Origin of the sequence: Ornithobacterium rhinotracheale DSM 15997 (assembly GCF_000265465.1) — a bacterium.
GTDB classification, from domain to species: domain Bacteria; phylum Bacteroidota; class Bacteroidia; order Flavobacteriales; family Weeksellaceae; genus Ornithobacterium; species Ornithobacterium rhinotracheale.
The window spans coordinates 1747299-1773579 of the sequence record NC_018016.1 but is presented as its reverse complement, the minus strand read 5'-3'; the positions used below and the strand labels follow the sequence as shown (position 1 = coordinate 1773579).

The following is a 26281-nucleotide window of genomic DNA, read 5'->3' as shown; positions in this document are numbered from 1 at the left end:
AGGTTAAAAATAGTATAGTTAAAAAAAGAAAAAACTAACTTTACAAAAACCACTTAGAACATGGTAAAAAAACAAACAAAAAGCGAAAAGCTTAATTAAGGAAGTTCGCCGTAATACACGACAAGTGTACAATGCAGAACAAAAGATTTTAATCGTCATGGAAGGCTTACGTGCAGAGCTCAGTGTAGCAGAGCTGTGCAGAAAATATGGCATCAGCGAAGCCACTTATTACAAATGGAGCAAAGAGTTCATTGAAGCAGGAAAGAAACGTCTTTCGGGTAACGAAACAAGAGAAGCTACCAGTGAGGAGGTCAAAGATTTACGCAGAGAAAATACCGTATTGAAGGAGTCTTTGGCCGATTTGGTTATTCGTTATGACATTGTAAAAAAAAGCTTAAATCTGTTGGATTAACCCCTCAATTTAAAAAATATATGAGACTAACGGCAGAAGAAAAGCAGAGATTATAGAGGTGGTAAAAAACTCTGAATTAGGCGTTAATAGGACTTTAAAGCAATTAGGCATTCACAAAAGAACCTTTTATAATTGGTATCACGCCTACAGCCAAAATGGTATTGATGGCCTTAAAGCGAAACGTAATCAAAAGCAACAATGGAATAGCATTCCCGATAGAATCAAACAAATGGTCGTTGAGATTGCCTTGCAATATCCCCAGGAAACACCAAGGCTCATTGCCACAAGGTTCATCGATGAACAAGGCGTTTTCATATCTGAATCATCCGTTTATCGCATTTTGAAAAAACAGGGATTATTGGCCGACACACCGCATAGGTTCTTGGCAGCAGCAGATCAGTTTCATTCCAAAACCAATTTCGTGCATCAAATGTGGCAAACGGATTTTACTTATTTCAAAATTATCGGTTGGGGATGGTATTATTTATCCACCGTCATTGATGACTACAGCCGATATATCGTTCATTGGGAACTCTGTCCTAGTATGACTGCACAAAACGTCAAAAGAACCATCGATAACGCCATCAGTAAAGCTAAAATAAAAAATAGAAAGCAACCGCCAGTGTTGCTCTCCGACAATGGACCTTGTTATATTGCTAAGGAACTCAAAGATTACTTAATGGACACTTATGGGATCAGACACATACATGGAAAACCATTGCATCCGCAAACACAAGGGAAAATCGAGCGGTATCATCGTTCCATGAAAAATGTAGTCAAATTACACCATTATTATGCTCCAGAGCAACTCGAAAGGGCTATTGATAAATTTGTGCAATATTACAACTCGCAAAGATATCACGAAGCTTTAAATAATTTAACCCCTGAAGATGTATACCTAGGTAGACAAGACCAAATCTTAAAACTAAGAAAACAAGTGAAAATAAATACTTTAAATCAACGAAAATTAAATTATTGTTTTGGACTTATTTAATTGTTTACTATATTAGCCTCAGTAAACTTTAGTTTGACGACGTACAACTCTCGGGAAGTGCTACAGACCCTGAGAATGATGAACTTTTTTATACTTGGGAAGAATCCGATTCAGCTGAACACCCCATTACGAAATCATCTTTCGGACCGAACAATTCCTCTGGGGCAATGACTAGAGCCATTCCTCCATCTACTTCTCCCAATAGAATGATTCCAAAACTTGAGAATCTCCTAAATGGATCTTTATCTGACTCCAATCCTGGCTTAAATTCTTCTTGGGAAACGGTTTCTAATATCGCTCGAGAACTCAACTTTAACTTTATAGTAAGAGATAGGTATAAAAATTTGAGAAGTATAAACCCCAGCATAAAAACATCATTAATTGAAAATCAAGAAGCAGGAAACATCATATCTTCTAATGTAAAATTAAAAATTCTTTCAGAAGCAGGACCTTTCAAAATAACTAGTCAAAATACACAAGAAACCATTCCTACTTATCAATCTACTCAAATAACATGGAATGTAGCAAATACCAATAATTCCCCTATCAATGCTAAAACTGTAAGCATCTTATACTCAAAAGATAGAGGGAATAATTTCAACTATATTCTTGCTCAAAATATTGAAAATAATGGTTCTGCAAATGTTTACTTTACTAATGATATGATTAGTGAACAAGGGCGTATAATGATTAAAGCCGATAATAACATATTTTTAACCATAAATACAGCGGATTTAAAAATAGTAGAAAATAAAACAACAAATAAAATCCTTTATTCTGAGCTCCCCTCAAAAGGACTTCCATCTATAAATGAAATTACTATTTCTAATTTATCTCACCCAATTGATACAGCGTACGAAAATGCTTTTTTAAAACTAGAATCAAAAACAAAACCCTTCATCATTTCAAGGTTAAGTCAGCAAGATTTAAATAAAATTACGCAGCCTGCCGATGGAATGTTTATATATAACACTGATTTAAAATGTTTTCAGCTCTTTAGAAATAAAGAATGGAATTGCATAACTCCTGTATATCAATAATCTATAAACGAATGAAACAACATTTTTTCATAATAATTAACCTTTTATTTTTTTACGGAAACGCCCAAGTTGCCATTGGAAAAGATTTTTTACAATCCAATTACTCTATTCTAGAATTTAAAGATAATGAAGATAAAGCCATTATTTTACCCTACTTATCCGAAATTCAAAAAAGTACAGAAGAAGGAGCTCTATGGGTTGATTCTAAGAATAAAAAAGTGGTTGCCTATTCAGGTGAAAAAATAATAGATCTCACCCCCAGCTCAAATGTTATCATTGATCAAAATGAATCTAGCGAAACAGATGGAGGTATAATAATATCGGATATAGACATAAAAGAAATAAAAAAAGAAGGCAAAGGGATTCTTCAACTAGAGAGTAAATCTAAAGCCCTTATACTTCCTAAAGTTCAAAGTGTTGAAAACATAAAAAATCCGATTATAGGTACAATTGTTTATGAGATAAAAAAACAAGCACTTGCCATATTTAATGGGGACAGATGGTATTTTTGGAAATAAGTGTCTAAAATACAGGGAACAAATGTCATCTATCAATTATCCTTTAGAACGCAAAAAAATGTTTATTTTAGCCAAATAATTAAAAAAATTTAACTTGTAGAGGATGAGAAAATTTAGCATTTATGGCATTTTTGCATGCATTTTCGCATTGATTTTTAGTTGTGCCGAGCAAAAAGTAGCCACCACTCCTGCTAAAAAAGGAGGCGTTTCACCAATTGTTTTACCCGTTCCTGAGCGAGCTCCAGGGCAGACAGATGTCATCAACCTTGTAACCCCGAAACTAGAAACCGTGCGTGTAGGTTTTGTAGGGCTAGGCATGCGTGGACCTGGTGCTGTTGAACGATTCACTCAAATTCCAGGAACAGAAATCGTTGCTCTTTGCGACATCGAGAAAAATCGAGTAGAAAAAGGACAAGAAATTCTTGACAAAGCGGGCAAAAAAAGAGCTGCAGAATACTATGGCTCTACCGAGGCTTACAAAAAAATGTGCGAAAGAGATGATATTGATTTAATTTATATCGTAACCGACTGGAAATACCATGTGCCTATTGCACTTTATGCAATGGAACACGGCAAGCATGTCGCCGTTGAAGTGCCTGCCGCCATGAATATGAAAGACATTTGGGCTTTGATCGACACCTCTGAACGCACTCGCAAACATTGTATGATGCTTGAAAACTGCGTGTACGATTTCTTTGAGCTTACGACTTTAAACATGGCTCAAAAAGGCGTATTCGGAGAAGTATTGCACACAGAAGGTTCATATATTCATAATTTAAAAGATTTCTGGAAAGCTTATTATAAAAACTGGCGTTTAGATTACAACAAGGATTTCAGAGGAGATGTGTATCCTACGCACGGAATCGGTCCTGCATGCCAGTTACTAGACATTCACCGAGGCGACCGCATGACTTATTTGGTATCCATGGATACTAAGCCTGTGAATGGTCCTGCTGCATGGAAAGATATGTTTGGAACAGCTCCTAAAGACTATAAAAATGGCGACCACACAATGACAATGATTCGCACTGAAAACGGAAAAACAATTCAAATTCAGCACAATGTGGTAACACCAAGACCTTACTCAAGAATGTACCAACTCACTGGAACCAAAGGATTTGCCAACAAATATCCAGTGCAAGGTTATGCACTCGAAGAAGTGAGCGAAGACCTAAACCCAGATCATGAAAAGCTTGACGCTCACGGATTTGTTCCAGAAGATGTGAAAAAAGCTTTAATGGATAAATATAAACACCCTATCCTCGTAGAATTGGAGGAAAAAGCCAAAAAAGTGGGAGGACATGGCGGTATGGATTTCATCATGGATTATCGTTTGGTTTACTGTCTGCAAAACGGGCTTCCGCTTGATATGGATGTTTATGACTTGGCTGAATGGTCTTGCCTAACCGAACTTTCTGCCCTATCCATCGAAAACGGAAGTGCTCCAGTTGCCATTCCAGACTTCACGCGTGGTGCGTGGAAAAAAGTGAAAGGCTATCGACATGCTTTTGCCGATGATTGGGCTAAAAAATAAAATTTACTGAGGACTTTTCATTGTTTGTATTTTTAATTATTTACTACGAATCCACAAGTCGTGATGACTTGTGGATTTTTTAATTACGATGAAAATCCGTTTTTTTGATTAATTCAAAAGCCTTATCACAGCATTATTCTTTTCATCGGTAAAGATTTTGTAATTATAACGACGATTTTCTGCCACAATTGCAATTTTGGCTGTATTAGGTGGCACATCACCTAAATTATTAGCCACAAAAACTAGCTGATTTTCAACTTGCTTTAATTTTAAAGTAAACTCTTTCGCCTCACGATCAATACGCATTTCACTAGCAATTAAATCATTATTAAAGAAAATGCTCACTGTATCATTATCAATTTCACCATAATCATAAATTAATAATTTAATCTCCTTAGCTCCATTGAGTTGAATGCTTGCCACAACTTTGCCATTTCGTTCATTTTTTTGTTTAATGATTTCAGGCTGAATGCTATCCTTTTTAGCAACTTCAGTTTTATTGGACTCTCCTGCATCGGTCACTATACTTTTGAACGCTATGGGAGTTTGCGTAATTTCATCAGGCGTTGAAGTTTTTTGTTCTGCCTCCACAATAGGCTTATCCTCTAATCTTGGTCTTTGGTAAGCATAAGGAGCGTATTGGGGGCTCACTTTTTTATACTTAATCTTCTGTTTGGGGCTTGTAGATTCTAGCCCAAAAGCTTTAGCTATTTTCGATTGAATATCAGACACATCTATTGTTTGAATCGTTCCGATTAAATACTCACCATCTTTTTCCTTGCTATACTTTAAATCAAACGCCGTAGCTGTGTGGTTCGGAGATTTATCGATAAGCTCCACATCATTAGCCTTAAAACCTTTAGACGACTCATCAAAATTCCCCTCTAGCCAGTATCTACAATAGCCACCATTTTCACGATCATACGAGTAGCCACCATACATTGTTCCACCATTATGAATTAAATTCAATTCGGCATAATAGTCTGTATCATTGCTAGGATTTACAATAATCCATTTCCCTGTTAAGTCCTGTGCGTTTACAAGCATTAGGGAAAGTATATTTAAACATAAAAAAAGAAATGCTTTCTTATTCATTTTTAATTTTTTAGCTATTCAAATGTAAACTTTTCTGCAATTCTTGCCTTACATATTAACGCATTTTAGTACATTTGGACTTAATTTTTTTAGATATTATGATTCAGTCTATGACCGGATTTGGAAAATCCGAAGTAAGTTTTGAAAACGCTAGCTATACGATTGATATTAAATCTCTGAATAGCAAAAATTTAGACCTAAATATAAGATTACCTTTAGACTTAAAAGATAAAGAATTAGAAATAAGAAAAATCGTGAGCGAGTCGCTCAATCGTGGGAAAGTAGATGTTTTTGTAAACCACACCCATAACGGAGTTGCCAAAACTCACCAATTAAATACACCCTTGATCAAGGAATATATTGAACAGTTCAAAGCTATTGATGAACGCCTTTCGGTGGATACGCTTTTTAAATCTGCTATGAAAATGCCTGATGTGTATGTGCAGGAACAAACCGAAATCTCGGAAGAGGATTGGAATAAATTCACTAGCGAATTGCAAGAAGCTCTCAATCAGCTTAAAAAATTCCGTAGCGATGAAGGAAAAGTTTTGGCTGAGGATTTTAAATTAAGAATCCATGAAATTTTGAATTTATTAAGCCAAGTTCCTAACTTTGAGCATGAACGCATTACCAACATTAAGGAAAGAATGCAAAAAGGCTTAAACGAAATCAAAGAAGTGGATCTAAACCGATTTGAGCAAGAACTGATTTTCTACCTTGAAAAATTGGACATTACCGAAGAAAAAGTTAGGCTGAAAAACCATTGCGAATATTTTTTAAAAAACATAGACAGCTCAAAAAGCAATGGAAAAAAACTAAATTTCATTTGCCAAGAAATTGGGCGAGAAATCAATACGCTTGGCTCAAAATCCAATCATGCCGAAATGCAAAAACTGGTAATTAAAATGAAAGATGAACTAGAAAAAATAAAGGAACAAGTGCTCAATGTGCTTTAAATTTTAAATCATGAACAGCGGAAAACTCATCATATTTTCAGCGCCTTCTGGAGCAGGCAAAACCACTTTGGTAAAACACCTACTTAAAACAAGAAACGATTTGGCTTTCTCTATTTCGTGTGCTACGCGTGCTCCACGCAAGGGCGAAGTAGACGGCGTGGATTATTATTTTTTGACACCCGAAGAGTTTAAACAAAAAGTGGCAAATAATGAATTTGTAGAATGGGAAGAGGTCTACGAAAACCACTGCTACGGCACCTTAAAATCAGAAATTGAACGCATTTGGAACGCAGGAAAAAATGTAGTTTTTGACATTGATGTAATGGGCGGCATCAATCTTAAAAAACAATTTGGAGACAAAGCTCTTTCTATTTTCGTGCAGCCACCAAGCGTGGAAACTTTGGCTCAACGACTACGCGACCGCAATACCGATTCGCCAGAAAAATTGGAAATGCGTATTGCCAAAGCTACCAAAGAACTAGAATTTGCCAAGGATTTTGACATCATTTTGGTAAACGATGACTTGGAAGTTGCCAAAAAAGAAGTGAACGAAATTGTAGAAAATTTTATTTCTAAATAAAAAATGCTTTTAGATAAAATCCAATTTCCCGAGGATTTGAAACAAATCCCCACGCACCAACTTCCAAAGTTGGCTGCGGAAATTCGTGATTTTATTTTAGACATTGTATCCACCAAGGAGGGGCATTTAGGTGCGAGCCTTGGGGTGGTGGAGCTCAGCATTGCATTGCATTATTTCTATGACACTCCGCACGATTCACTTTTGTGGGATGTGGGACACCAAGCCTATGTGCACAAGCTACTCACGGGACGAAAATCAGATTTTGACACCTTGCGACAGCTCAATGGCATGAGCGGTTTCCCCAGCCGAGCAGAAAGCGAATACGATTTGTTTGGCGTTGGACATTCTTCCACAAGTATTTCAGCGATTACAGGCATGGCTTATGCCGATAAACTAAAGGGCGAAAAGAAAAAACATGTGGCTGTGATTGGTGATGCATCTATTGCATCGGGCATGGCTTTTGAGGGGCTTAATCATTTAGGCGACACGGATTTAGATGTTTGCATTATCCTAAACGATAACGACATAGGCATCGACCCTTCGGTAGGTGCTCTGAAGTCGGTCTTTAATCACCCAGAAAATGCCAAGGCTTTTTTCGAATCGCTTGGATTTCAATATTTAGGCGGCATTAACGGGCATGATTTCGAAGCTTTGTTTAAAGCCTTGAATTGGGCAAAAAACATCAAAACGCCGAAAATTATTCATATCAAAACTATCAAAGGCAAGGGCTTTGCCCAAGCTGAAAAAGACCAAGTGCTATGGCACGCACCTGGAAAATTTGATAAAATTTCAGGCGAAAGGATTAAGACTAAATCTGCCAAAACTTATCCGCAAATCTTAGGAGAATCTTTACTTAAAATTTTTGAAGAAAAGCCTAACACTTGCGCCATAACGCCCGCAATGCTCACGGGAAGCGCATTGATAGATTTAAAACAAAAATTCCCAGACCGCGTCATAGATGTCGGCATTGCAGAACAACATGCCGTTACTTTTTCAGCGGGATTGGCTTGCCAAAATATGATTCCGTTTTGTGTGATTTATTCCACTTTTTTGCAACGAGCTTATGACCAAGTGATTCATGATGTGGCGTTGCAATCCTTGCCCGTGATTTTCTGTATCGACCGAGCAGGGCTTGTGGGAAACGACGGAGCCACGCATCACGGTTATTTTGATATTGCCTTTATGAACGCTATTCCGCACATGATTGTGGCTTGCCCGATTGATGAGCACGAACTTATACAAATGCTTTCGCTGGCGGTGCAACTTAAACAGCCGATGAGCATTCGCTATCCTAAATCTGCGATTTCAAACCAAGATTTAGGTATAGAAAAAGTAAAATGCTTTAAATCTAAAATTTTAAAAAAAGGTGAAAAAGTTGCCATTTTAAGCACAGGAACCATTGGGCAAAATATTTCAAAAATCATTCAAAATACGGATTTTGCTTGGGTACATTTCCCATTTGTAAAACCACTGGACACGCAAGCATTGGATTCCATTTTGAGGAAATATAAAAAAATCGTTTGTGTAGAAGAAGGCGTAAAATCGGGCGGCTTTGGGGAATCTGTCGCGAGCTATGCTACAAGCCAAACCTATACCGGAAAAATAATCATCAAAGCTCTGCCCGATGAATTTGTAACACACGGCAGCTCCGATGAATTGCTTCACCTCCACGGGCTTTCGGCACAGGCACTTTCAGATTTTTTCTCAGAATTATAAAAATTTCGATTTTTTCGTTTTTTAGAAAGGTTTAAATTCTTTAATTTTACGCCTATGACCATACACGAAACCATCAAAAATCAATTTTCTAAAGCTCTAGAAAAAGGCACCATCAGCCATGCACTCCTACTCGACGGAAAAGCGGGGTTCGGAACCTTGCCTCTGGCTAAATGGATGGCAAAACAATTGCTTTGCTCTAATCAAAATGATTCGTGTGTGCACAAAGTGGACTCACTACAACATCCTGATTTTCATTTTTGTTATCCCGTAGCAAGTGCCAAGGACACTTCGCTCACCACTTACCAAGAAGAGTGGATTCGATTTAATAACGAAACGCCTTATGGCTCTTTGTTTGAATGGATGGAGCTCATCGCAAGTGAGAAAAAACAAGGCGGAATCAATGTGAGCCAAATCAATGAAATTATTCATGTTTTAAACTTAAATAGTTACGAAGGAGGCAACAAAGTCATGCTGATTTGGAATGCAGATGCTATGAATACGCAATCTGCCAATAAGCTTTTAAAAATCCTAGAAGAGCCTCCTAAAAAAACTTATTTTATCCTCATTACCGAGCATTACAATGAGCTTTTGCCTACGATTACTTCCCGTTGCCAGCGAATCCAAGTGCCGAGATTGTCGGAGGCAGAATTGGCAAGTATTTTATTTGAAAAATATGAGATAGACCAAGCCACCGCTGAGCAGTTTGCCAAAAGTGCGTATGGAGATATGTCTATTGCAGTGGAACAAATTGAATCGAAAACTGAGGAGTTTGAGGAGCTTTTCATCGATTGGGTGCGTTATGCTTTTATGGCTAAAACCAAATTGAGTGCCTTGCAGAAAATCCACGAATGGAGCATGAACATCGGTAGCTGGAACAGCCGAGAAAAACAAAAATTATTTCTTGCTTATTGCATCGATATTTTTAGACAAGCTTTGTTGCAAAACTATGGCAGCCAAAACTTGGTGAATATGCCTTTGCAGAAAAATAATTTTAAATGGGAAAATTTCTCGCAGTACATCCACGGAGCAAATATCGAAGCGATTCTCCAAGAAATAAACGAAGCGCATTATCACATAGAGCGAAATGCGCTTGGCAAGTTAGTTTTTCTGGATTTAGCGATTAAAATGACACGCCATTTGCACACAAGAGAAACGGCTTAGAGCAGAGATTTCGTTTGGTGCATTTGTTTAAACAATCTTGATTTTGCCGTTACAAAAGCAACGGTTCTTGGCGGACAAATAAAATCCCCATACACATCGCAAGTTTCAAAGTCATTTTCTGTATCAAAAACCTTGTGGAATCGTTTATTTTTTGGCAATTCAAACGAAAGTGGCTCCCAATACATGTTCATAATCACAAAAACATGCTCGCCATATTTGGGTGCAACGATTTCGCAGGAAAGAGCTCGGCTATCAAAACTTGTGTCTACTTCGTTTAGTTTCACCCCGTGAAAGCGAATGTAAGGAGATGTAGGATTTTCTCTTTTTAAATAATCAAAGTCTTTAGAAAATACTTTAAACTGCTTTGTTAAACGGATTAAATTCCTTACAAAACGATAAATTTCTTTATTTTTTTCTAGTAAACTCCAATCCATCCAAGCAAGGGGCTTGTCTTGGCAATACGCATTGTTGTTACCATATTGCGTGCGCAGAATCTCATCTCCCATGGTGATCATCGGAGTTCCTTGCGAAAGGAGCAAAAGCGAAAAAAAGTTTTTCACTTGCTTGTGTCTTAATTTTACAATCTCAGGATCATCTGTGTATCCCTCTACTCCACAGTTCCAGCTATGATTCTCATTGTGCCCATCTCGGTTATCTTCTCCATTATCAAAATTGTGTTTGGTATTGTATGACACCAAATCGTTCATGGTAAAACCATCGTGACAGGTTACAAAATTTAGGCTTAATTCTGGCGAAAATAATTTGTGTCGTGGTTTCACCTCATATGGGCTTCCCATGATGCGATTAACGATTTTTTCGACTTGTCCCGCATCTCCTTTTACAAATCGGCGAATGGCATCTCGAAATTTATCGTTCCAAATAATCCAGCGGTCTCCCGAAAAATTATTTACTTGATATAATCCTGCCGCATCCCAAGGCTCGGCTATGATTTTGGTTCTAGACAAAATAGGATTAGAATCAATTGACCACAAAACAGGTGAATTATACAAAGGATTTCCGTGCTCATCGCGCGACAAAACAGAGGCTAAATCAAACCTAAATCCATCGATATGCATTTTTTCTACCCAATAATTTAGCGAATCGGTAATCATTCTACGCACCACCGAATGATTGGCATTCATGGTGTTTCCTGTTCCTGTAAAGTTTAGGAAATGGAAATCATGGCTCATCATATAATATGAACTATTTTCTATACCACGGAAACATAAAGTTGGGCCATTATTTCGCCCATCATTTTCGGTTGTATGATTATAGACTACATCTAGATACACCTCAATATTGGCAGCGTGAAATGCCTTTACCATTGCTTTAAATTCATCTACAATCTCTTGAGGTTTAGCAGTTGAAGCATATGGTGCATGCACGGCAAAGAAATTAATCGGAGAATATCCCCAATAGTTTTTCCTATCTTCTGGCGCATCTTGCTCATCAAATGCAAAGACAGGCATCAGCTCTACTGCCGTAACGCCTAAATCCTTGATATAAGGAATTTTCTCAATTAATCCACGATAAGTTCCTCGGATTTTTTCGTCTAATTCAGAGTTAGGATTTTTAGTAAATCCAGCAACATGCAACTCATAGACAATGCACGAAGTTAATTCATGATTAGGGAATGCATCGTTTTCCCAGTCAAAAGAATCGTCATTGATGACGGCACTTTTCAAACATTTTTTTATATTACTTTTACCAAAAATGGTAGCATCTCTACGATCGTATTCCCCCACGATTGCCTTGGCATATGGATCGACTAAAACCTTTGAGGCATCGAAATAATACCCCCTATCGGGATCATAAGTTCCGTTGATGCGGTAGCCATACAATTGATTTTCCTTGAGCCCTGGCACGAAAATATGCCAATAATAATAAGACTTATTTTCTACGGGATCTAGGTCTATAATGGTGGGCGTAACATCGTTTACATCATCAAAAAGTAAAAGCTCTACCGAGGTGGCTCTGGGAGAGAATATACAAAAATTCACACCTTCGGGCTCTAATGTAGCCCCAAGTTTAAACGAATTTCCGATGTGTGTAATCATGATTATTTGGTTTTTTGGTAAAAAGCTTCTTCCAAGCTTTGGTAGTTTTGTTTAAATTCAGACAAAGTACAATCTGCTGCCTTTTGCCCTTTGTTCAGCACAAGGATTCTATCGCAAAGAGCTTCTACTTCTTGCATAATGTGGGTAGAAACAATCACGGTTTTCCCCTGCCCTACTTGTTTGATAAGTTCTCGAATTTCTAAAATTTGATTGGGATCCAGCCCATTGGTTGGCTCGTCCAGAATTAAAATTTCTGGCTCATGAATGATGGCTTGTGCCAGCCCCACTCTCTGTTTATACCCCTTAGACAGCTGCCCTATCTTCTTGTTCTGCTCGGGTGTGAGCCCTACTCGTTCCACCACATCATCTACTTTCTGCGGCGATAGATTTCTAATGTTTGCCACGAAGGTTAAATACTCGCGCACATACATTTCATAATACAGCGGATTATTTTCTGGCAAATATCCAATTTTTCTGGCAATTTGCACTTGATTTTCGCTCACAACCAAGCCATCTATCGAAACTGATCCCTCAGTAGGCAAAACCAGCCCCACAAGGCTTTTCATCAAGGTAGATTTCCCTGCTCCGTTTGGTCCCAATAAGCCCAGAATACAATCTTCTCCCAAGTCAAAAGAAACTGCATTTAGTGCCTTTTGCGCAGCATATATTTTTGTCAGATTCTCTACTTTTATCGCCATAGAATTTGGATCATTTTCTTGGCTTCAAATGTATGAATTTTAGTTTTGAATTATCTATTGATAATATTTTTTTTACATTAAACAATGCAAAAACCCTCCATCTCACTAAATACCAAAACATTAATGTAAATCGTCAGCAAAAAGTTTACCAGTTTAGGTTAAAAATAGTATAGTTAAAAAAAGAAAAAACTAACTTTACAAAAACCACTTAGAACATGGTAAAAAAACAAACAAAAAGCGAAAAGCTTATTAAGGAAGTTCGCCGTAATACACGACAAGTGTACAATGCAGAACAAAAGATTTTAATCGTCATGGAAGGCTTACGTGCAGAGCTCAGTGTAGCAGAGCTGTGCAGAAAATATGGCATCAGCGAAGCCACTTATTACAAATGGAGCAAAGAGTTCATTGAAGCAGGAAAGAAACGTCTTTCGGGTAACGAAACAAGAGAAGCTACCAGTGAGGAGGTCAAAGATTTACGCAGAGAAAATACCGTATTGAAGGAGTCTTTGGCCGATTTGGTTATTCGTTATGACATTGTAAAAAAAAGCTTAAATCTGTTGGATTAACCCCTCAATTTAAAAAATATATGAGACTAACGGCAGAAGAAAAAGCAGAGATTATAGAGGTGGTAAAAAACTCTGAATTAGGCGTTAATAGGACTTTAAAGCAATTAGGCATTCACAAAAGAACCTTTTATAATTGGTATCACGCCTACAGCCAAAATGGTATTGATGGCCTTAAAGCGAAACGTAATCAAAAGCAACAATGGAATAGCATTCCCGATAGAATCAAACAAATGGTCGTTGAGATTGCCTTGCAATATCCCCAGGAAACACCAAGGCTCATTGCCACAAGGTTCATCGATGAACAAGGCGTTTTCATATCTGAATCATCCGTTTATCGCATTTTGAAAAAACAGGGATTATTGGCCGACACACCGCATAGGTTCTTGGCAGCAGCAGATCAGTTTCATTCCAAAACCAATTTCGTGCATCAAATGTGGCAAACGGATTTTACTTATTTCAAAATTATCGGTTGGGGATGGTATTATTTATCCACCGTCATTGATGACTACAGCCGATATATCGTTCATTGGGAACTCTGTCCTAGTATGACTGCACAAGACGTCAAAAGAACCATCGATAACGCCATCAGTAAAGCTAAAATAAAAAATAGAAAGCAACCGCCAGTGTTGCTCTCCGACAATGGACCTTGTTATATTGCTAAGGAACTCAAAGATTACTTAATGGACACTTATGGGATCAGACACATACATGGAAAACCATTGCATCCGCAAACACAAGGGAAAATCGAGCGGTATCATCGTTCCATGAAAAATGTAGTCAAATTACACCATTATTATGCTCCAGAGCAACTCGAAAGGGCTATTGATAAATTTGTGCAATATTACAACTCGCAAAGATATCACGAAGCTTTAAATAATTTAACCCCTGAAGATGTATACCTAGGTAGACAAGACCAAATCTTAAAACTAAGAAAACAAGTGAAAATAAATACTTTAAATCAACGAAAATTAAATTATTGTTTTGGACTTATTTAATTGTTTACTATATTAGCCTCAGTAAACTTTAGTTTGACGACGTACAACTATCTTTCACAGAATAAACTTTTAGGCTATCTATTTCTCCATTTTTGTTGTAATATTTCCATTGACCTACTTTGTAGTTATTTTTTACCTCTCCTTCTTCTTTAAGATGTCCTTCATTGTAAAAATCTTTCCAATAACCACATCCTTTTTTGAAGATTACAGTATAATTCTCCACAGAATAAAAAACTATATTTCCCTTACTATCATAAAAAATATCTTTTCTACACATAATGCCATTAGAAAAATCACAATATCCTTTATAAGGAAGTCCATTTTTTATTTTAACATCCATTCCTCTAAGATTTTTGTTTATTCTTAATAATAAAGAAATGTTAGAAACTATCGTATCGTTTTCTTTGTTAAATAATTTACCTCCTTTTATGTTAAATGATTTTCTTACCTCAGACAAAGGTAGCATTTCATTTGAATCGTAATTATCTGGAGTTTTCAAACTATCTAACCTCCAAATAACATCCGTATATATCTCTGAAAGAGGAGGATTTTTATAACTACCACAACTATATAAAAATACTATTATCAGTGATAATATTTCTGTACTTCTTCTTGCATTATTTTTATTTGCCATAAATAAAAAGATTTTCTTGCATTATAATAATCTAATATATTATCTGTTTTTGATTTTTCCGTAGGTTTCTTTTATATTCTCTGACTTCTTCATAATGTATTTTGAAATTTTACATAATAAACATTACCCCATTTTATATTTAGTTAGTCACTACTTTCTGCATCTCTTTGGTATACTATTATATTATTTACATACTTCAATTTTAGAAAAACTCATATTCCCTTTTTCATTTCCTTTAAAAAACCATTGTATAGAGTCTTTTGTAGTTTTCTGCTTAATTTTAAAAGTTGATTTAGTTGTGTCGTCAAAAATATTTTTTTTATATCCAGTTAACCTTTTGACTTTACAATTAAAGTTTTCTATTGAATAATAATATAATGTTGTGATTAAAGTTGGATAAAAAACTTCTAATTTATAAATACTATTATTTCGATAATATTTAATTGTATTGATATAAGGATCTGTTTTTAAACTTCTTATACCATCTTCAAAATATAGTGTATAAAAATGATTTTTATCAATAATTATTTTATAAAAACCATTTAATAGTTCGTTTGTTGCTTTCAAATAATACTCTTTGACTAAGCTGTAGCCTCCACGAGGATTTTTCAAATGATGAACTTGCTCTTGTTTGATTCTTATATCTTGTTGATTTATAACAATAGTATCTTTTTGAGCATACAATTTATTTCCCAAAAAAAGTAATATAGCTAAAATAATGTTTCTCATAGTTTTTCAAGTATTAAATCGTTAGTATCCTCTTGCATTTTTTGCCATTGCCATTTCCAAAATACATCTGAATTTACGCTATAATCCATTACATTATCGGTTGTTCCAGTTTTAAAAATATGTTTAGAAACAACTTCTCTGCCATTATCCATTTCTTTTTCTTGAAAAGAGTGAACTAAACCTAATGTATGTGCAATTTCGTGAATTAAAGTAGAGTCTCTGAATTCTGGGGATTTCCAAGATAACATTACATACCTTCCTTCACTAAATATATCATCTGCAAATCCGTCAAAATATTATACCTTAAATTTTTCTGTTTTAGGAGGATTGGAATATCTAATTATAATAGGTAGTAAAAATACGACAACCCCCTTTTCTGGTATATTACCATCTTCGTATACCTCTTTTAATCCTTCTATAAAACTTTCCATTTTACAAGCTATACTATCTATATCTATTGAAGTAATTGACTTTTTTATTTTATCAATGCCTTTTCCTTCTTCTATTTGATAATACTTTTTTCGTATCATTGTGTTAGTTCTGTTATTTGCCGTACCATCAAAAAACATCCCTACTTGTAAATGAATGTCTTCTATGGACTTTTTAGGTGCGCCTGCATTGTATACAAATGTTCTTGCCATAATTTAGAGTTATTGTTACATATTGTCATAGCGAGTTGCTCGGAAAACTTCAATTTTGGGGGTAGAAATTACAACTTCTTTACCATTACTGCCTATTAGCCTTACTATAAAATAGGTATTGGCTTGGTTAACAGATATTACCAAATCTGCTGTAATATCTCTGCTATTATCACTAAATATCTCTTCAAATGCCGATAATATAGTCTCCTCTTCAAATTTACAAGATCCTGCGTAATAGAAACCATCTTCTGCCTTCCATGAGAAAGAAAAACTTCTTGGAACTGCTTGTAAAAAAGGGGTTTCTATTGGAAAGTCTTTAGCATACAACTCAAATTTTTCCCCATTTAAAAATTTATTTTTAATCGCACCTTTTGAGTTCAAAATAGCTTCTCCTCTAAACTTGAAGACTAATCGCCACGGGTATTTCTTACGATAAGTATCCCACAGACCATACGGTATAGGCTTGTTTTTATTGGCTTTTTGAACATCTAAAGGCACAACCCCTGATGAAGTAAACATTTTTTCTCGATAACTTTTTCTAAAAAGTGCTTTATCTTCATCATCCAATTGATCTATTTCCTCTTGAGGGATTACAATCTTTTTACCTTGGTATCTACCGATCTCTACCTGTTGTGTGGCTCCCGCAACCCATACCACTACCACTCCTCCAGGGGCAAAACCTGCAATTATTTCATTATAATTATCAGGACGTATTTCTCCATTAGCATCTAACCAATCATAGCCCTCTCTAAAAAGGGCTAACATTTTTGCTTTATCTATCTCTGTATCTACCTCGTAAAAACAAGATTCTGCATAAGAGAACCATATGGTGTGCAAATGGTCGGGTATGGGTGCCATATAACTACTCATACCACCACCTCCGTAGCCCCAGCCATGTTTACCTGTGGTTATACCGCTTACCAAACTTCTAAAGTAGCCCTCCTTAGTTTCAAAGCCACCTCTATATACTTCTACGGGATACCCCAATGGTGCTGCTGTATTTGCTTCATATTCAAATTTTTGCTCCATAACTTTTTTATTTTGACACGATATTATATTCATTATTAGTAAAAATAGAACTGCTATTTTTTTCATATGCTACCTCTTTAATTTATTTCCTAAAAAAAACAACTCTACCTGTAAGTGGATATCTTCTATAGACTCTTTGGGTGTGCCTGTATTGTATACAAATGTTCTTGCCATAATTAAATATATTAATCTTGAAATATTGGCTTGTAAACTTCAATTTCCGGTGTAGGAATAACAACTTCTTTACCATTACTTCCAACTAACCTCACTATAAAATAGGTGTTGGCTTGGTTTACTGATATGACTAAATCCGCAGTAATATCTTTGTTGTTACCACTAAATATTTCTTTAAAAGCTGATAGTATAGCCGTCTCATCTAAAGAACAATTGCCTTCATAAAAAGTATTATCCTCTGTTCTCCAACCGAAATAAAGGTTTTTAGGGATTGATTTATTAAAAAATTGTTTTAATGGGAAATTATCATGAAAAAGAGTAAATCGTTCTCCATTTACTAACTCTATTCTAACCATAGACTTTTTATCTAACTTTATTACTTCTCCTCTAAACTTAAAAACTAACCGCCACGGGTATTTCTTTCGATAAATATCCCACAGACCATAAGGTATAGGCTTGTTTTTATTGGCATCTATAATCTCTTGAGGTATTACACTACTATCTTCCATGACCTCTTTTTGATTTTCTTTATCAAATAGCAATTTATCCTCTTGAGGTAATGCATCTATTTCCTCTTGAGGAATTACAATCTTCCTACCTTGATACCTGCCGATCTCTACCTGCTGGGTAGCTCCTGCTACCCAGACAACTACCACTCCTCCAGGGGCAAAACCTGCAATTATTTCATTATAATTATCAGGACGTATTTTTCCATTAGCATCTAGCCAATCATAGCCCTCTCTAAAAAGGGCTAACATTTTTGCTTTATCTATCTCTGTATCTACCTCGTAAAAACAAGATTCTGCATAAGAAAACCATATGGTGTGCAAATGGTCGGGTATGGGTGCCATATAACTACTCATACCACCACCTCCGTAGCCCCAGCCATGCTTGCCAGTGGTTATACCGCTTACTAAACTTCTAAAGTAGCCCTCCTTTGTTTCAAAGCCACCTCTATATACTTCTACGGGATACCCCAGTGGTGCTGCCTTTTTTTTCTTCCCATTCAAATTCTTGTTCCATAACTTTTTTATTTTGACACGATATTATATTCATTATTAGTAAAAATAGAACTGCTATTTTTTTCATATTATCCCTTATTAACTTTAGCATCTATTTTTCCTAAAACTTGAGCAACTCCTGCACTCTGCATAAGAATATCACCATTTTTCGCTCTGTGGGTAGTTTCAGAGGTAGATTCTTCTAAACTTCCTCCAACATCAATGGTCTTATTCCCTTTGACATTTTGCTGATAATCGTTTGAGTTAAAAGTATGATTATTTACAATCTGTACATTATGGTCATTTCCTACATTAGTATTCATATTATTACTAACTTCTATACTCATATCTTGTCCTGCATCTTTATCTGTTACTTTATCAACCATAATTCTAAAGTTTTAATTTCTAAATAAACGTTCCAAAAAAATTTTCTTAGCTTTACCTTTTTTATAAGCTTGATATTGTTGCCCTTCAAATATTTTCCATTCTTCTTCAGTGTAGTTTTTGCCATTAATTATAGGTGCGATAAGAAGTAGAGGAAATTTTTTCTTTTATAGTCTCCTCTGTTAGTATTTCTCCAGTTTCATCATCTATAAAAAAACTTTCTGCGGGAACAGAGTACCATTCTCCGTTAAGAAGTTCAGATTTTAATATATGTACCTGATAATATTTTTTCAATATTCTAGTTGTTTCATCTCCTTCAACTCGATTTACCATTGCTTGCCGTTGGTCATAAATATCTACTCCTTTTTCTTTTAATACAATTTCACGAATTTGCTGAAAACCATAATTAAAATAGTTATTATACTTTTCTTCATTTATTATTTTTCCTAAACTATTGTATTGTTTTATAGAAATGATAGAGTTATTAAATTCTTCTATTTCTGTAGATATATTTCCCTCTTTATCATAGACATAAATATAATGTACAGGATGAAAAAGTTGAGATATTTCTCTTTTATATTTTATTTCATTCTCTTTATAATAACTAAATTCTCTAATTTTCTTATTATTTAGAGAGTAGTGATATTCATTGTAATATCCCTGTTTTCCTTTGTTTTTTTCAAACTTTTCTATATCAAAATGTTTCATTTTTTCATTATTTATTTTGTTATCAACTTGTGCTCTACAACTTGTATTGATTAACATTAACACGACTAAAATTATTATTCTCATAGTTCTTTTATCTCAGGGTTAATAATATGCCATTGCCAACGCCATAAAGATTTTTTAAGTTTATAATCAACTGTAAATCGTTAGCAAAAAAATTATCAGTTTAGATAAAACCCTTCTTTGTAAGGAGCTTATAATCTGCAAATTACACAAAATCCATAAAATATGCAAGGCTTTCTTTTTAAATTTCATCCACCAATATGCTTCATTTTGACAGCTTTAAATCTCTATGAGAGGAACACCTTGTGGTAGTTGCTTATTATCTTTTTCCATTTTATATCCATTTTAATATTAAAAAATCCCGACTTCGAAGGGATTTTAGCCTCCTGCAAGGACAAGTTGGTTTTGAGTGCCGTAAAAGGTTTTCGGTGCCTCAAAACACAACTTGCTCTGTTCGGGTGAACAGAAAACACTCACTACCGTTCGTGTGGTGAATATCCTTTATTTTTTTGCAAAAAGACGCTTGTCTTTTTTAGGTATGTACTTACATACATACGTAGCTACATAAGTATGTAAGTACGTACATAGGTAAATACATAAGTATATGAATAGATATGTACATATGTATTCAATTACATAAGTACAAACGTAAGTATGTATATAAGCACATAATAAGTCCGCGACACGACCTTAGTTGAAACTTTTAAAACTCATATCATTAATATTATTTTTTTATTCGTTTAAAGAGTCGGAATATACTGGTTTCGTTTCGAGGGCTTATAAAAAGTAGTGTTTAGCCTCTGCAAGGTTTTTCAGAAAAATACAACCCCAAAGGGTGTGGAGATTTTTTTGAAAACCCCAGGGCTTGACCTTGTAAAGGCGTTTAAAACACGGAAATACTTTTGCCCTTCGACTACGAAAAACCGCATTTCGACCATTTTATACCTGCGAAAAAAAAGGTGGAAATAGAAATCCTAATACAAAAGACAAGCATTAGGTAAATGGAGCCCATCGAAACGCTAAGCTCTGTATCGATTAACGAATATTTTTGCCTCTGTCAATTAAGATTTATTTCTAAAAAAAAATTACCGCTACAAAACAGGGAAGAAAGGGAATGTTTTGTAGCGGTAGTTTGAGTAAGTTTGAAAATTCTTAGTAGCGTTTTGGGTAGGGTTTTTCTCAGAAAAATCATAGCCAATGGGCTACAAGAATTAAAAAAAAGCGGAGCCTAATGATAGTGAACGGACAGATTCTGGAGTTTTTGAGCGGCTATTTCCATGTCCTTACTGATTTTTGCACTGGTAATTTTGGCATAAATCTCCGTGGTATGAATATGTTTATGTCCTAGCATTTTACTGATACTTTCTATCGGAATATCCTCCGTAAGCATTAAGGTGGCAAAACTATGTCTTGCCCAGTGAAAAGTAATCGGCTTCTCTCGAAAAATACTACATTCATTCATAATTTTTTTGATGTATTTATTACAGACTCCATTGCTTGGTACAGGGAGTAAAGCCCCATTTTTGCCTAAACCTTCATACTTCTTTAAAATCATCTTGGGTATTTCTAATAATCGAACATTACACGCTATCTTTGACTTTTGTCGGCGTTTGACCAGCCATTGATTCCCATCAAAAAAATGTTGCTTGTGGCTTTGATTCAATTGCTTGATGTCTATATAGGCAAAGCCTGTAAAACAACTAAATAAAAATAAATCTCTTATTAATTCTAATTTATCTCTTTCCCTTTTTGTGAAGTCTTGAGATGCTCTATAGTTTATGATTTTTTCTATTTCCGCTTTCAATAAATATCCCCTGTCCTTAGACTTTAGGGTGTTTTTATAATGACGAAAAGGGTCTATCAAAAGTAAATCTTCATTGATGGCTCTTTTAATAGTTCGCAAAAGCGGCCCCATATTACCGTAAATACTATTGTGATCTAAGCCTTTTTCGATCCTAAGATACGAATCATAATCATCTATAAAGGTTCTATCCAATTCTATCAAGTCTATATCCTCTCTGTAAAGTTTTTCTTTGAGAAATGACGCTAGATTTGCATACGCAGATTTATGCGTATTATAACTTGCCCGTGCTCTTAATTTTTTATCTACTTTAAGGGCAAAATCTTTGAGTAAGCCTTGGAAACATTTGAGCAAAGTATTGTCTGAATGCTCTCTGCCTAAATATCGGTCTTTTACTTTCTTGGCTGTTACATACCCCTCATATTTGAGCATTTCGCTGTAAATGTTCTGAATATCGTTTTCAATGGCTTTTAATTTTTTATTAATCTGTTTAGCTTCATGGGTTTTTCCACAGACCTTACTATTCTGTAAATCCAGCGAAGGGGATAAGCCTAACTTCGTGGAAAAGGGTTCGTTTTTTCCGTTGATGGTAATTCTTGCCATGATGGGAAGTGTGCCATCGGCTTTGGGGCTTTTTCTTTTTAGGTAAAATAATACCGTGAAGGTTGTTCTTTGCGTTTTTTTCACCATTCTATAATTTGGGGTTACTAAATTAATTTCTATTGAGTAACAATGAAAGATGAAATATCATGCAAAGCACTGAAATATAGACTCTTTGATGAAAAACTTTGAATGCTTATCAAGTAACTGATAAGTAACTCAACTTTGTCTTTTTAAGGCTAATTTCAGTGATTCTCAGTCGGCAAGTTAGAGGTAAACAAATAATTAATTCACTACTTCATAGATAGTTACGTTTTTTTACCTATTTTTGCTTTTTGGAATGGATATTTACATTAAAAATATCTTAAATCGCTATTTTAAGCAATATTATTCGTTAATTTGTATCACTAAACTGAAAAAATGAAAAATTATAATTTAGCTATTTTACTAAAAGAACAGTTTACAAAGTATGCCCAGAAACCTATGTTGAAGATTTACAGACAAAAGAAATGGGTAGAACATACTGGGAAACAATGCCTTGAAACCATTGAAAAAATAGCCGCTTCGCTCCTAAACGAAGGACTAAAGAAAGGAGATACTGTAGGAATTTTCTCTCAGAACATGCCTGAGTGGACTTTGGCTGACATTGCTGCGCTGAACATCGGTTGCCCTACCATTCCAGTCTATGCAACCAATGCGGCAGATCAAGTAAAATACATTTTGAACGATGCCGAAACTAGTGTTGTTTTTGTGGGAGAACAAGAGCAATACAATGAGTTACTTCTAGCATTAGAAAATCAAGAATTAAGTCTTAAAAAAATCATCGTTTTTGATGAAAATGTACCTTTAAAAAATGATATTTCGGTATATTTTAAAGACTATGTAGCACAAGGGAATCCTGAGCAATTCAAAACCGAACTCGCCGAGCGATTCAACGAAATAGACTCAGATGACACTGCTACTTTGATTTATACTTCTGGAACTACGGGAAAACCAAAGGGCGTGATCCTTACGCATACCAACTTCCTTGCCGCGATAGAAAACCACAAGGAGCGATATGACTTGACTGATAAAGATGTGTCTATGGCATTTTTACCACTTTCTCATATTTTTGAGCGTGCGTGGTCATTTTTAGCCCTATCAGTGGGAATGACAAATATCTACAACCGAGATCCTCGCAGTATTGCAGATATGCTTTTAATCGCTAAGCCCACCGCTATGTGCTCTGTACCAAGATTGTATGAAAAAGTTTATCAAATGGCAATCAACACCATGTCTAAATCAAAAGCTCCTGTGAAAAAACTATTTTTCTGGGCGCTGGAAATTGGCAAAAAACGAGAGGAATATGTGCGAAATGGCAAAAATCTACCATTTGGATTAAAAATTAAAGACCAAATTGCGGAAACTTTAGTTTACAAAAAATTCCGTGAAAAATTAGGTGGAAATCTATCATTTATTCCTTGTGGCGGGGCTTATGTGGGCGACGAAGTGGTTGAATTCTTTAGAGCAATGCGTCTTCCTCTTATCGTGGGATATGGTCTTTCTGAAACTACAGCAACCGTGTCTTCTTGCCAGATAAACGATTATGAACTAGGCTCCGTGGGAAAACCAATTAATAATGTAGATGTGAAAATTGGGGAAAATAACGAAATTCTAGTCAAAGGCAGAACCGTGATGAAGGGCTACTATAATCGCCCCGAAGAAAACGAAAAAGCCTTTACCAAAGATGGTTGGTTTAAAACTGGCGATGCTGGAAGATTTGATGAAAAAGGAAATTTAGTCATCACAGATCGCATCAAAGAATTGATTAAAACCGCTGGCGGAAAATACATCGCTCCGCAAATGGTGGAAAATGTATTGACCAAAGATCCTGAAATTGCCCAAGCTGTGGTGTATGGCGAAAGAAAACCTTATGCCGTTGCCCTAATTACGCCTAATTTCGATTGGCTTAAAAATTGGGCAAAAGAGCAAAACATCAATTTCCAAAACATGGTAGAATTGATTAAAAACAAAAAAGTTGTAAAATACTTTGAGCAAAAAGTGCATGACTTACAAAGCGAACTTGCCCGCTACGAACAGGTGAAGAAGATTTATCTACTTAGTCAAGAATTAAGTATGGAAAACGGAGAAATCACTCCTACTTTTAAACCCATCAGAAAAGCAATTTTTGCTAAATACCAAAATGAATTAGAAGGCTTATATCACTAAGCCTTCTTTGTTTTTTGGTTTGCTTTTTTAATGATTAAAAAGCCTAAAACGCCTGCAATGGCAGAGGCCATTAAGATTCCTATTTTAGCTTCCATGTCATAAATCGGATCATGGAATGCCAAACCTGAAATAAACAACGACATCGTGAATCCAATCGCTGCTAAAACCGATGCGCCAAGCAGGTGAAGTAGATTCATTCCATCAGGCAATTTGGCTAATTTGGTCTTGATTAAAAGGAAAGTAATACCGAAAATTCCTGTAACCTTCCCGATTAATAAACCTAGAATCACTCCTAAAGTCACAGGCGATAATAGAAGTTCTAGAAACTCTCCTTCGATAGTTACTCCTGCATTTGCAAATGCAAAAATAGGCATCACAACAAAAGAAACAAGCGGGTGCATGCTGTGTTCCAAACGCTGCAATGGTGGCAAAGCACTTTTGCTCATTTCACTCATTTTAGACACCACATGTAGCTGATCCTCTGTCAAAGTAGGTTGCCCGTTAGGATCTAGCGCGTTGAACTTATGCAATAGTTTCTGAATATTATTAGTAAATAGATTTTCAGGCATTTTTGCCGTTGTTGGGATAGTAAATGCCGCAATCACAGCAGCGATTGTAGCATGCACGCCAGACATCAAAAACGCTGTCCAAAGCCCTACAATCCCCACAATGGCATAAAATAAGGTATTTCTTACACCAATTAAATTTGCGGTAATCAAAACAGCTAAAAATGCCGCCCCTGTGGCTAAACTCACAAAATCAATATTAGAAGTATAGAAAAATGCAATAACTAGTACCGCCCCGATATCATCGGCAATGGCAAGTGCTGTTAAAAATATCTTTAGACTTGTTGGAACATTTTTCCCAAGCATATAAAGGATTCCTAGCGCAAATGCAATATCTGTCGCCATCGGGATTCCCCAACCTTGCGCTGGCTCTCCGCTTGAGTTGAATAGCATGTAAATCGCCGCTGGTACGAGCATTCCTCCCACAGCTCCACAAAGTGGCAAAATCGCATTTTTTGGATTGCTAAGCTCTCCTGCGATTACTTCTCGTTTAAGCTCTAGCCCTACCACAAAAAAGAAAATCGCCATCAAGCCATCATTGATCCAATGGTGCAAATCCTTATCGATCATAAAATCATCAAAACCGATTTTAAAATGAATGTGCCACAAGTCGTGATACCAATGAGAAAGCCCCGTATTGGCAATAATAAGAGCAAGAAGTGCAGATATAAACAGCACTATTCCACTTGCTGTACTATTATTGATAAAGCCCAAAATCGGGTCTTTGATGTAGATGTCTACTAATTCTTTTTTAGGTTGTTGAATGTTGTTCATATATTTCGTATTTTTTATAAAAACTCAATTTTTACAAAAATACGAAATTTTATTTTTTTAGCCTAACAACCACAACAGATGTCATATAGGCTATCCCTTGAGTTTATCGGGATTGTGTTTTATGTACGCATCCCAACCAGAATACGATTTCACCTCGTCGCCCTTTCCTCGATTGAAATGATGGCACACCGCTGCCGCTAGCCCATCGGTAGCGTCTAGCCTTTTAGGAATTTCCTTTAAGCCCAAAAGATTTTTGAGCATTCCTGCAACCTGCTCCTTACTTGCGTTCCCGTTTCCTGTGATAGCCATTTTTATTTTCTTGGGAGAATATTCTGTAATAGGAATTTCGCGATACAATCCAGCTGCCATTGCTACGCCCTGTGCCCTCCCGAGCTTAAGCATGGATTGCACATTTTTTCCAAAAAAGGGTGCTTCAATTGAAATTTCGTCTGGATGATATTCATCGATGAGCGCAAGTGTTTTTTCAAAAATCTTTTTCAGCCTAAGGGCGTGGCTGTCTAATTTATTTAGCAATAATTCATCTATCATAATCAATTTCATGCGATTTCCTTGACTTGCAATCAATCCAAATCCCATGACATTGGTTCCTGGGTCTATTCCTAAAATTATATTTTCTGCACTCAAAATTCTCTTAATCTATTTTTAGTTTTCAAACTTAAATAAAATAT

Annotated in this window: 23 protein-coding genes and 2 pseudogenes; 10 read left to right on the top strand and 15 right to left on the bottom strand. The window is 35.8% G+C overall.

The features are described from left to right. Positions 1–94: 94 nt before the first annotated feature. A pseudogene (locus ORNRH_RS08500) lies at positions 95–1406 on the top strand (IS3 family transposase). An 88-nt stretch (positions 1407–1494) separates the two neighbouring features. Here the strand turns inward: ORNRH_RS08500 and ORNRH_RS08495 are convergent. Continuing rightward, positions 1495–1716 carry a hypothetical protein gene (locus ORNRH_RS08495; protein WP_155814517.1) on the bottom strand — a complete coding sequence of 74 codons (222 nt, stop codon included), beginning with the start codon at positions 1714–1716 and terminating at the stop codon, positions 1495–1497. Positions 1717–1750: 34 nt separating this feature from the next. On the opposite strand from ORNRH_RS08495, the gene ORNRH_RS08490 reads away from it, so the two are divergent. From ORNRH_RS08490 to ORNRH_RS08480, 3 genes are all read left to right on the top strand, one after another. Continuing rightward, on the top strand, positions 1751–2446 hold the full coding sequence (locus ORNRH_RS08490; protein ID WP_036601895.1) for a hypothetical protein: 696 nt from the start codon (positions 1751–1753) through the stop codon (positions 2444–2446). 11 nt (positions 2447–2457) lie between these two features. After that, positions 2458–2964, top strand: coding sequence for a hypothetical protein (locus ORNRH_RS08485; RefSeq protein WP_014791445.1), 507 nt, complete (start codon positions 2458–2460; stop codon positions 2962–2964). A 103-nt stretch (positions 2965–3067) separates the two neighbouring features. Then, positions 3068–4498 (top strand): Gfo/Idh/MocA family protein, encoded by a 1431-nt coding sequence (locus tag ORNRH_RS08480; protein WP_014791444.1) that lies wholly within the window; start codon positions 3068–3070, stop codon positions 4496–4498. 108 nt (positions 4499–4606) lie between these two features. Here the strand turns inward: ORNRH_RS08480 and ORNRH_RS08475 are convergent, their stop codons facing one another. Beyond that, complete coding sequence (locus ORNRH_RS08475) at positions 4607–5593, bottom strand: hypothetical protein (RefSeq protein WP_155814516.1); 987 nt, start codon at positions 5591–5593, stop codon at positions 4607–4609. Positions 5594–5691: 98 nt separating this feature from the next. Here ORNRH_RS08475 and ORNRH_RS08470 point away from each other — a divergent pair, with 98 nt between their 5' ends. From ORNRH_RS08470 to ORNRH_RS08455, 4 genes are read left to right on the top strand one after another with little or no spacing between them, the layout of a single operon-like run. After that, a complete protein-coding gene (locus ORNRH_RS08470; protein WP_014791442.1) occupies positions 5692–6549 on the top strand; it encodes a YicC/YloC family endoribonuclease in 858 nt (285 codons plus the stop codon). A gap of 10 nt (positions 6550–6559) precedes the next feature. Next, a complete protein-coding gene (gene gmk, locus ORNRH_RS08465) occupies positions 6560–7129 on the top strand; it encodes a guanylate kinase (protein WP_014791441.1) in 570 nt (189 codons plus the stop codon). Positions 7130–7132: 3 nt separating this feature from the next. Beyond that, complete coding sequence (locus tag ORNRH_RS08460) at positions 7133–8845, top strand: 1-deoxy-D-xylulose-5-phosphate synthase (RefSeq protein ID WP_014791440.1); 1713 nt, start codon at positions 7133–7135, stop codon at positions 8843–8845. A 54-nt stretch (positions 8846–8899) separates the two neighbouring features. Further along, positions 8900–10006, top strand: coding sequence for a DNA polymerase III subunit (locus ORNRH_RS08455; RefSeq protein ID WP_014791439.1), 1107 nt, complete (start codon positions 8900–8902; stop codon positions 10004–10006). On the opposite strand, the gene glgX is transcribed toward ORNRH_RS08455, so the two are convergent. Together glgX and ORNRH_RS08445 are read right to left on the bottom strand one after the other, a co-directional pair. Beyond that, entirely contained in the window at positions 10003–12063 is a 2061-nt protein-coding gene (glgX, locus tag ORNRH_RS08450) for a glycogen debranching protein GlgX (protein WP_014791438.1), read from the bottom strand. The two genes, ORNRH_RS08455 and glgX, sit on opposite strands and share 4 nt — an antisense overlap. Before the next feature lie 2 nt (positions 12064–12065). Continuing rightward, the gene (locus ORNRH_RS08445) at positions 12066–12761 is read right to left on the bottom strand and encodes an ABC transporter ATP-binding protein (RefSeq protein ID WP_014791437.1); all 696 of its coding nucleotides are present in this window, start codon (positions 12759–12761) and stop codon (positions 12066–12068) included. Between the two features lie 215 nt (positions 12762–12976). Between ORNRH_RS08445 and ORNRH_RS08435 the strand changes: the two are divergent. Next, positions 12977–14322 (top strand): annotated as a pseudogene (locus tag ORNRH_RS08435) (IS3 family transposase). Positions 14323–14350: 28 nt separating this feature from the next. Here the strand turns inward: ORNRH_RS08435 and ORNRH_RS08430 are convergent. From ORNRH_RS08430 to ORNRH_RS08390, 9 genes are all read right to left on the bottom strand, one after another. Beyond that, positions 14351–14956 (bottom strand): toxin-antitoxin system YwqK family antitoxin, encoded by a 606-nt coding sequence (locus tag ORNRH_RS08430; protein ID WP_014791435.1) that lies wholly within the window; start codon positions 14954–14956, stop codon positions 14351–14353. A gap of 183 nt (positions 14957–15139) precedes the next feature. Then, entirely contained in the window at positions 15140–15685 is a 546-nt protein-coding gene (locus tag ORNRH_RS08425; protein ID WP_014791434.1) for a hypothetical protein, read from the bottom strand. Beyond that, a complete protein-coding gene (locus tag ORNRH_RS12375) occupies positions 15682–15837 on the bottom strand; it encodes a hypothetical protein (protein WP_169313175.1) in 156 nt (51 codons plus the stop codon). Before ORNRH_RS12375 ends, ORNRH_RS08425 begins: the two co-directional genes overlap by 4 nt. A gap of 144 nt (positions 15838–15981) precedes the next feature. Further along, complete coding sequence (locus tag ORNRH_RS08415) at positions 15982–16326, bottom strand: hypothetical protein (RefSeq protein ID WP_014791433.1); 345 nt, start codon at positions 16324–16326, stop codon at positions 15982–15984. Between the two features lie 15 nt (positions 16327–16341). After that, the gene (locus ORNRH_RS08410) at positions 16342–17355 is read right to left on the bottom strand and encodes a DUF2931 family protein (RefSeq protein ID WP_221403023.1); all 1014 of its coding nucleotides are present in this window, start codon (positions 17353–17355) and stop codon (positions 16342–16344) included. 185 nt (positions 17356–17540) lie between these two features. Then, the gene (locus tag ORNRH_RS08405; RefSeq protein ID WP_014791430.1) at positions 17541–18539 is read right to left on the bottom strand and encodes a DUF2931 family protein; all 999 of its coding nucleotides are present in this window, start codon (positions 18537–18539) and stop codon (positions 17541–17543) included. Between the two features lie 80 nt (positions 18540–18619). Further along, a complete protein-coding gene (locus ORNRH_RS08400; RefSeq protein WP_014791428.1) occupies positions 18620–18916 on the bottom strand; it encodes a hypothetical protein in 297 nt (98 codons plus the stop codon). Between the two features lie 124 nt (positions 18917–19040). Further along, on the bottom strand, positions 19041–19706 hold the full coding sequence (locus tag ORNRH_RS08395; protein ID WP_014791426.1) for a hypothetical protein: 666 nt from the start codon (positions 19704–19706) through the stop codon (positions 19041–19043). 1165 nt (positions 19707–20871) lie between these two features. Further along, the gene (locus ORNRH_RS08390) at positions 20872–22134 is read right to left on the bottom strand and encodes a site-specific integrase (RefSeq protein ID WP_014791425.1); all 1263 of its coding nucleotides are present in this window, start codon (positions 22132–22134) and stop codon (positions 20872–20874) included. Positions 22135–22464: 330 nt separating this feature from the next. Between ORNRH_RS08390 and ORNRH_RS08385 the strand changes: the two genes are divergently transcribed. After that, complete coding sequence (locus tag ORNRH_RS08385) at positions 22465–24252, top strand: AMP-dependent synthetase/ligase (RefSeq protein ID WP_014791424.1); 1788 nt, start codon at positions 22465–22467, stop codon at positions 24250–24252. Here ORNRH_RS08385 and nhaA read toward each other — a convergent pair. Continuing rightward, positions 24249–25592, bottom strand: coding sequence for a Na+/H+ antiporter NhaA (gene nhaA, locus ORNRH_RS08380; RefSeq protein WP_014791423.1), 1344 nt, complete (start codon positions 25590–25592; stop codon positions 24249–24251). The two genes, ORNRH_RS08385 and nhaA, sit on opposite strands and share 4 nt — an antisense overlap. A gap of 90 nt (positions 25593–25682) precedes the next feature. Continuing rightward, the gene (ruvC, locus tag ORNRH_RS08375; RefSeq protein ID WP_014791422.1) at positions 25683–26237 is read right to left on the bottom strand and encodes a crossover junction endodeoxyribonuclease RuvC; all 555 of its coding nucleotides are present in this window, start codon (positions 26235–26237) and stop codon (positions 25683–25685) included. Between the last annotated feature and the right edge of the window lie 44 nt (positions 26238–26281).

Coding starts and splice junctions, on each gene's coding strand:
- ORNRH_RS08430 (WP_014791435.1), bottom strand. CDS start 14,956: ATGGCAAATAAAAATAATGCAAGAAGAAGTACAGAAATATTATCACTG.
- ORNRH_RS08455 (WP_014791439.1), top strand. CDS start 8,900: ATGACCATACACGAAACCATCAAAAATCAATTTTCTAAAGCTCTAGAA.
- nhaA (WP_014791423.1), bottom strand. CDS start 25,592: ATGAACAACATTCAACAACCTAAAAAAGAATTAGTAGACATCTACATC.
- ORNRH_RS08460 (WP_014791440.1), top strand. CDS start 7,133: ATGCTTTTAGATAAAATCCAATTTCCCGAGGATTTGAAACAAATCCCC.
- gmk (WP_014791441.1), top strand. CDS start 6,560: ATGAACAGCGGAAAACTCATCATATTTTCAGCGCCTTCTGGAGCAGGC.
- ORNRH_RS08400 (WP_014791428.1), bottom strand. CDS start 18,916: ATGGTTGATAAAGTAACAGATAAAGATGCAGGACAAGATATGAGTATA.
- ORNRH_RS08485 (WP_014791445.1), top strand. CDS start 2,458: ATGAAACAACATTTTTTCATAATAATTAACCTTTTATTTTTTTACGGA.
- ORNRH_RS12375 (WP_169313175.1), bottom strand. CDS start 15,837: ATGGATAATGGCAGAGAAGTTGTTTCTAAACATATTTTTAAAACTGGA.
- ORNRH_RS08425 (WP_014791434.1), bottom strand. CDS start 15,685: ATGAGAAACATTATTTTAGCTATATTACTTTTTTTGGGAAATAAATTG.
- ORNRH_RS08385 (WP_014791424.1), top strand. CDS start 22,465: ATGAAAAATTATAATTTAGCTATTTTACTAAAAGAACAGTTTACAAAG.
- ORNRH_RS08410 (WP_221403023.1), bottom strand. CDS start 17,355: ATGGAGCAAAAATTTGAATATGAAGCAAATACAGCAGCACCATTGGGG.
- glgX (WP_014791438.1), bottom strand. CDS start 12,063: ATGATTACACACATCGGAAATTCGTTTAAACTTGGGGCTACATTAGAG.
- ORNRH_RS08415 (WP_014791433.1), bottom strand. CDS start 16,326: ATGGCAAGAACATTTGTATACAATGCAGGCGCACCTAAAAAGTCCATA.
- ORNRH_RS08445 (WP_014791437.1), bottom strand. CDS start 12,761: ATGGCGATAAAAGTAGAGAATCTGACAAAAATATATGCTGCGCAAAAG.
- ORNRH_RS08395 (WP_014791426.1), bottom strand. CDS start 19,706: ATGAGAATAATAATTTTAGTCGTGTTAATGTTAATCAATACAAGTTGT.
- ORNRH_RS08475 (WP_155814516.1), bottom strand. CDS start 5,593: ATGAATAAGAAAGCATTTCTTTTTTTATGTTTAAATATACTTTCCCTA.
- ORNRH_RS08470 (WP_014791442.1), top strand. CDS start 5,692: ATGATTCAGTCTATGACCGGATTTGGAAAATCCGAAGTAAGTTTTGAA.
- ORNRH_RS08390 (WP_014791425.1), bottom strand. CDS start 22,134: ATGGTGAAAAAAACGCAAAGAACAACCTTCACGGTATTATTTTACCTA.
- ORNRH_RS08480 (WP_014791444.1), top strand. CDS start 3,068: ATGAGAAAATTTAGCATTTATGGCATTTTTGCATGCATTTTCGCATTG.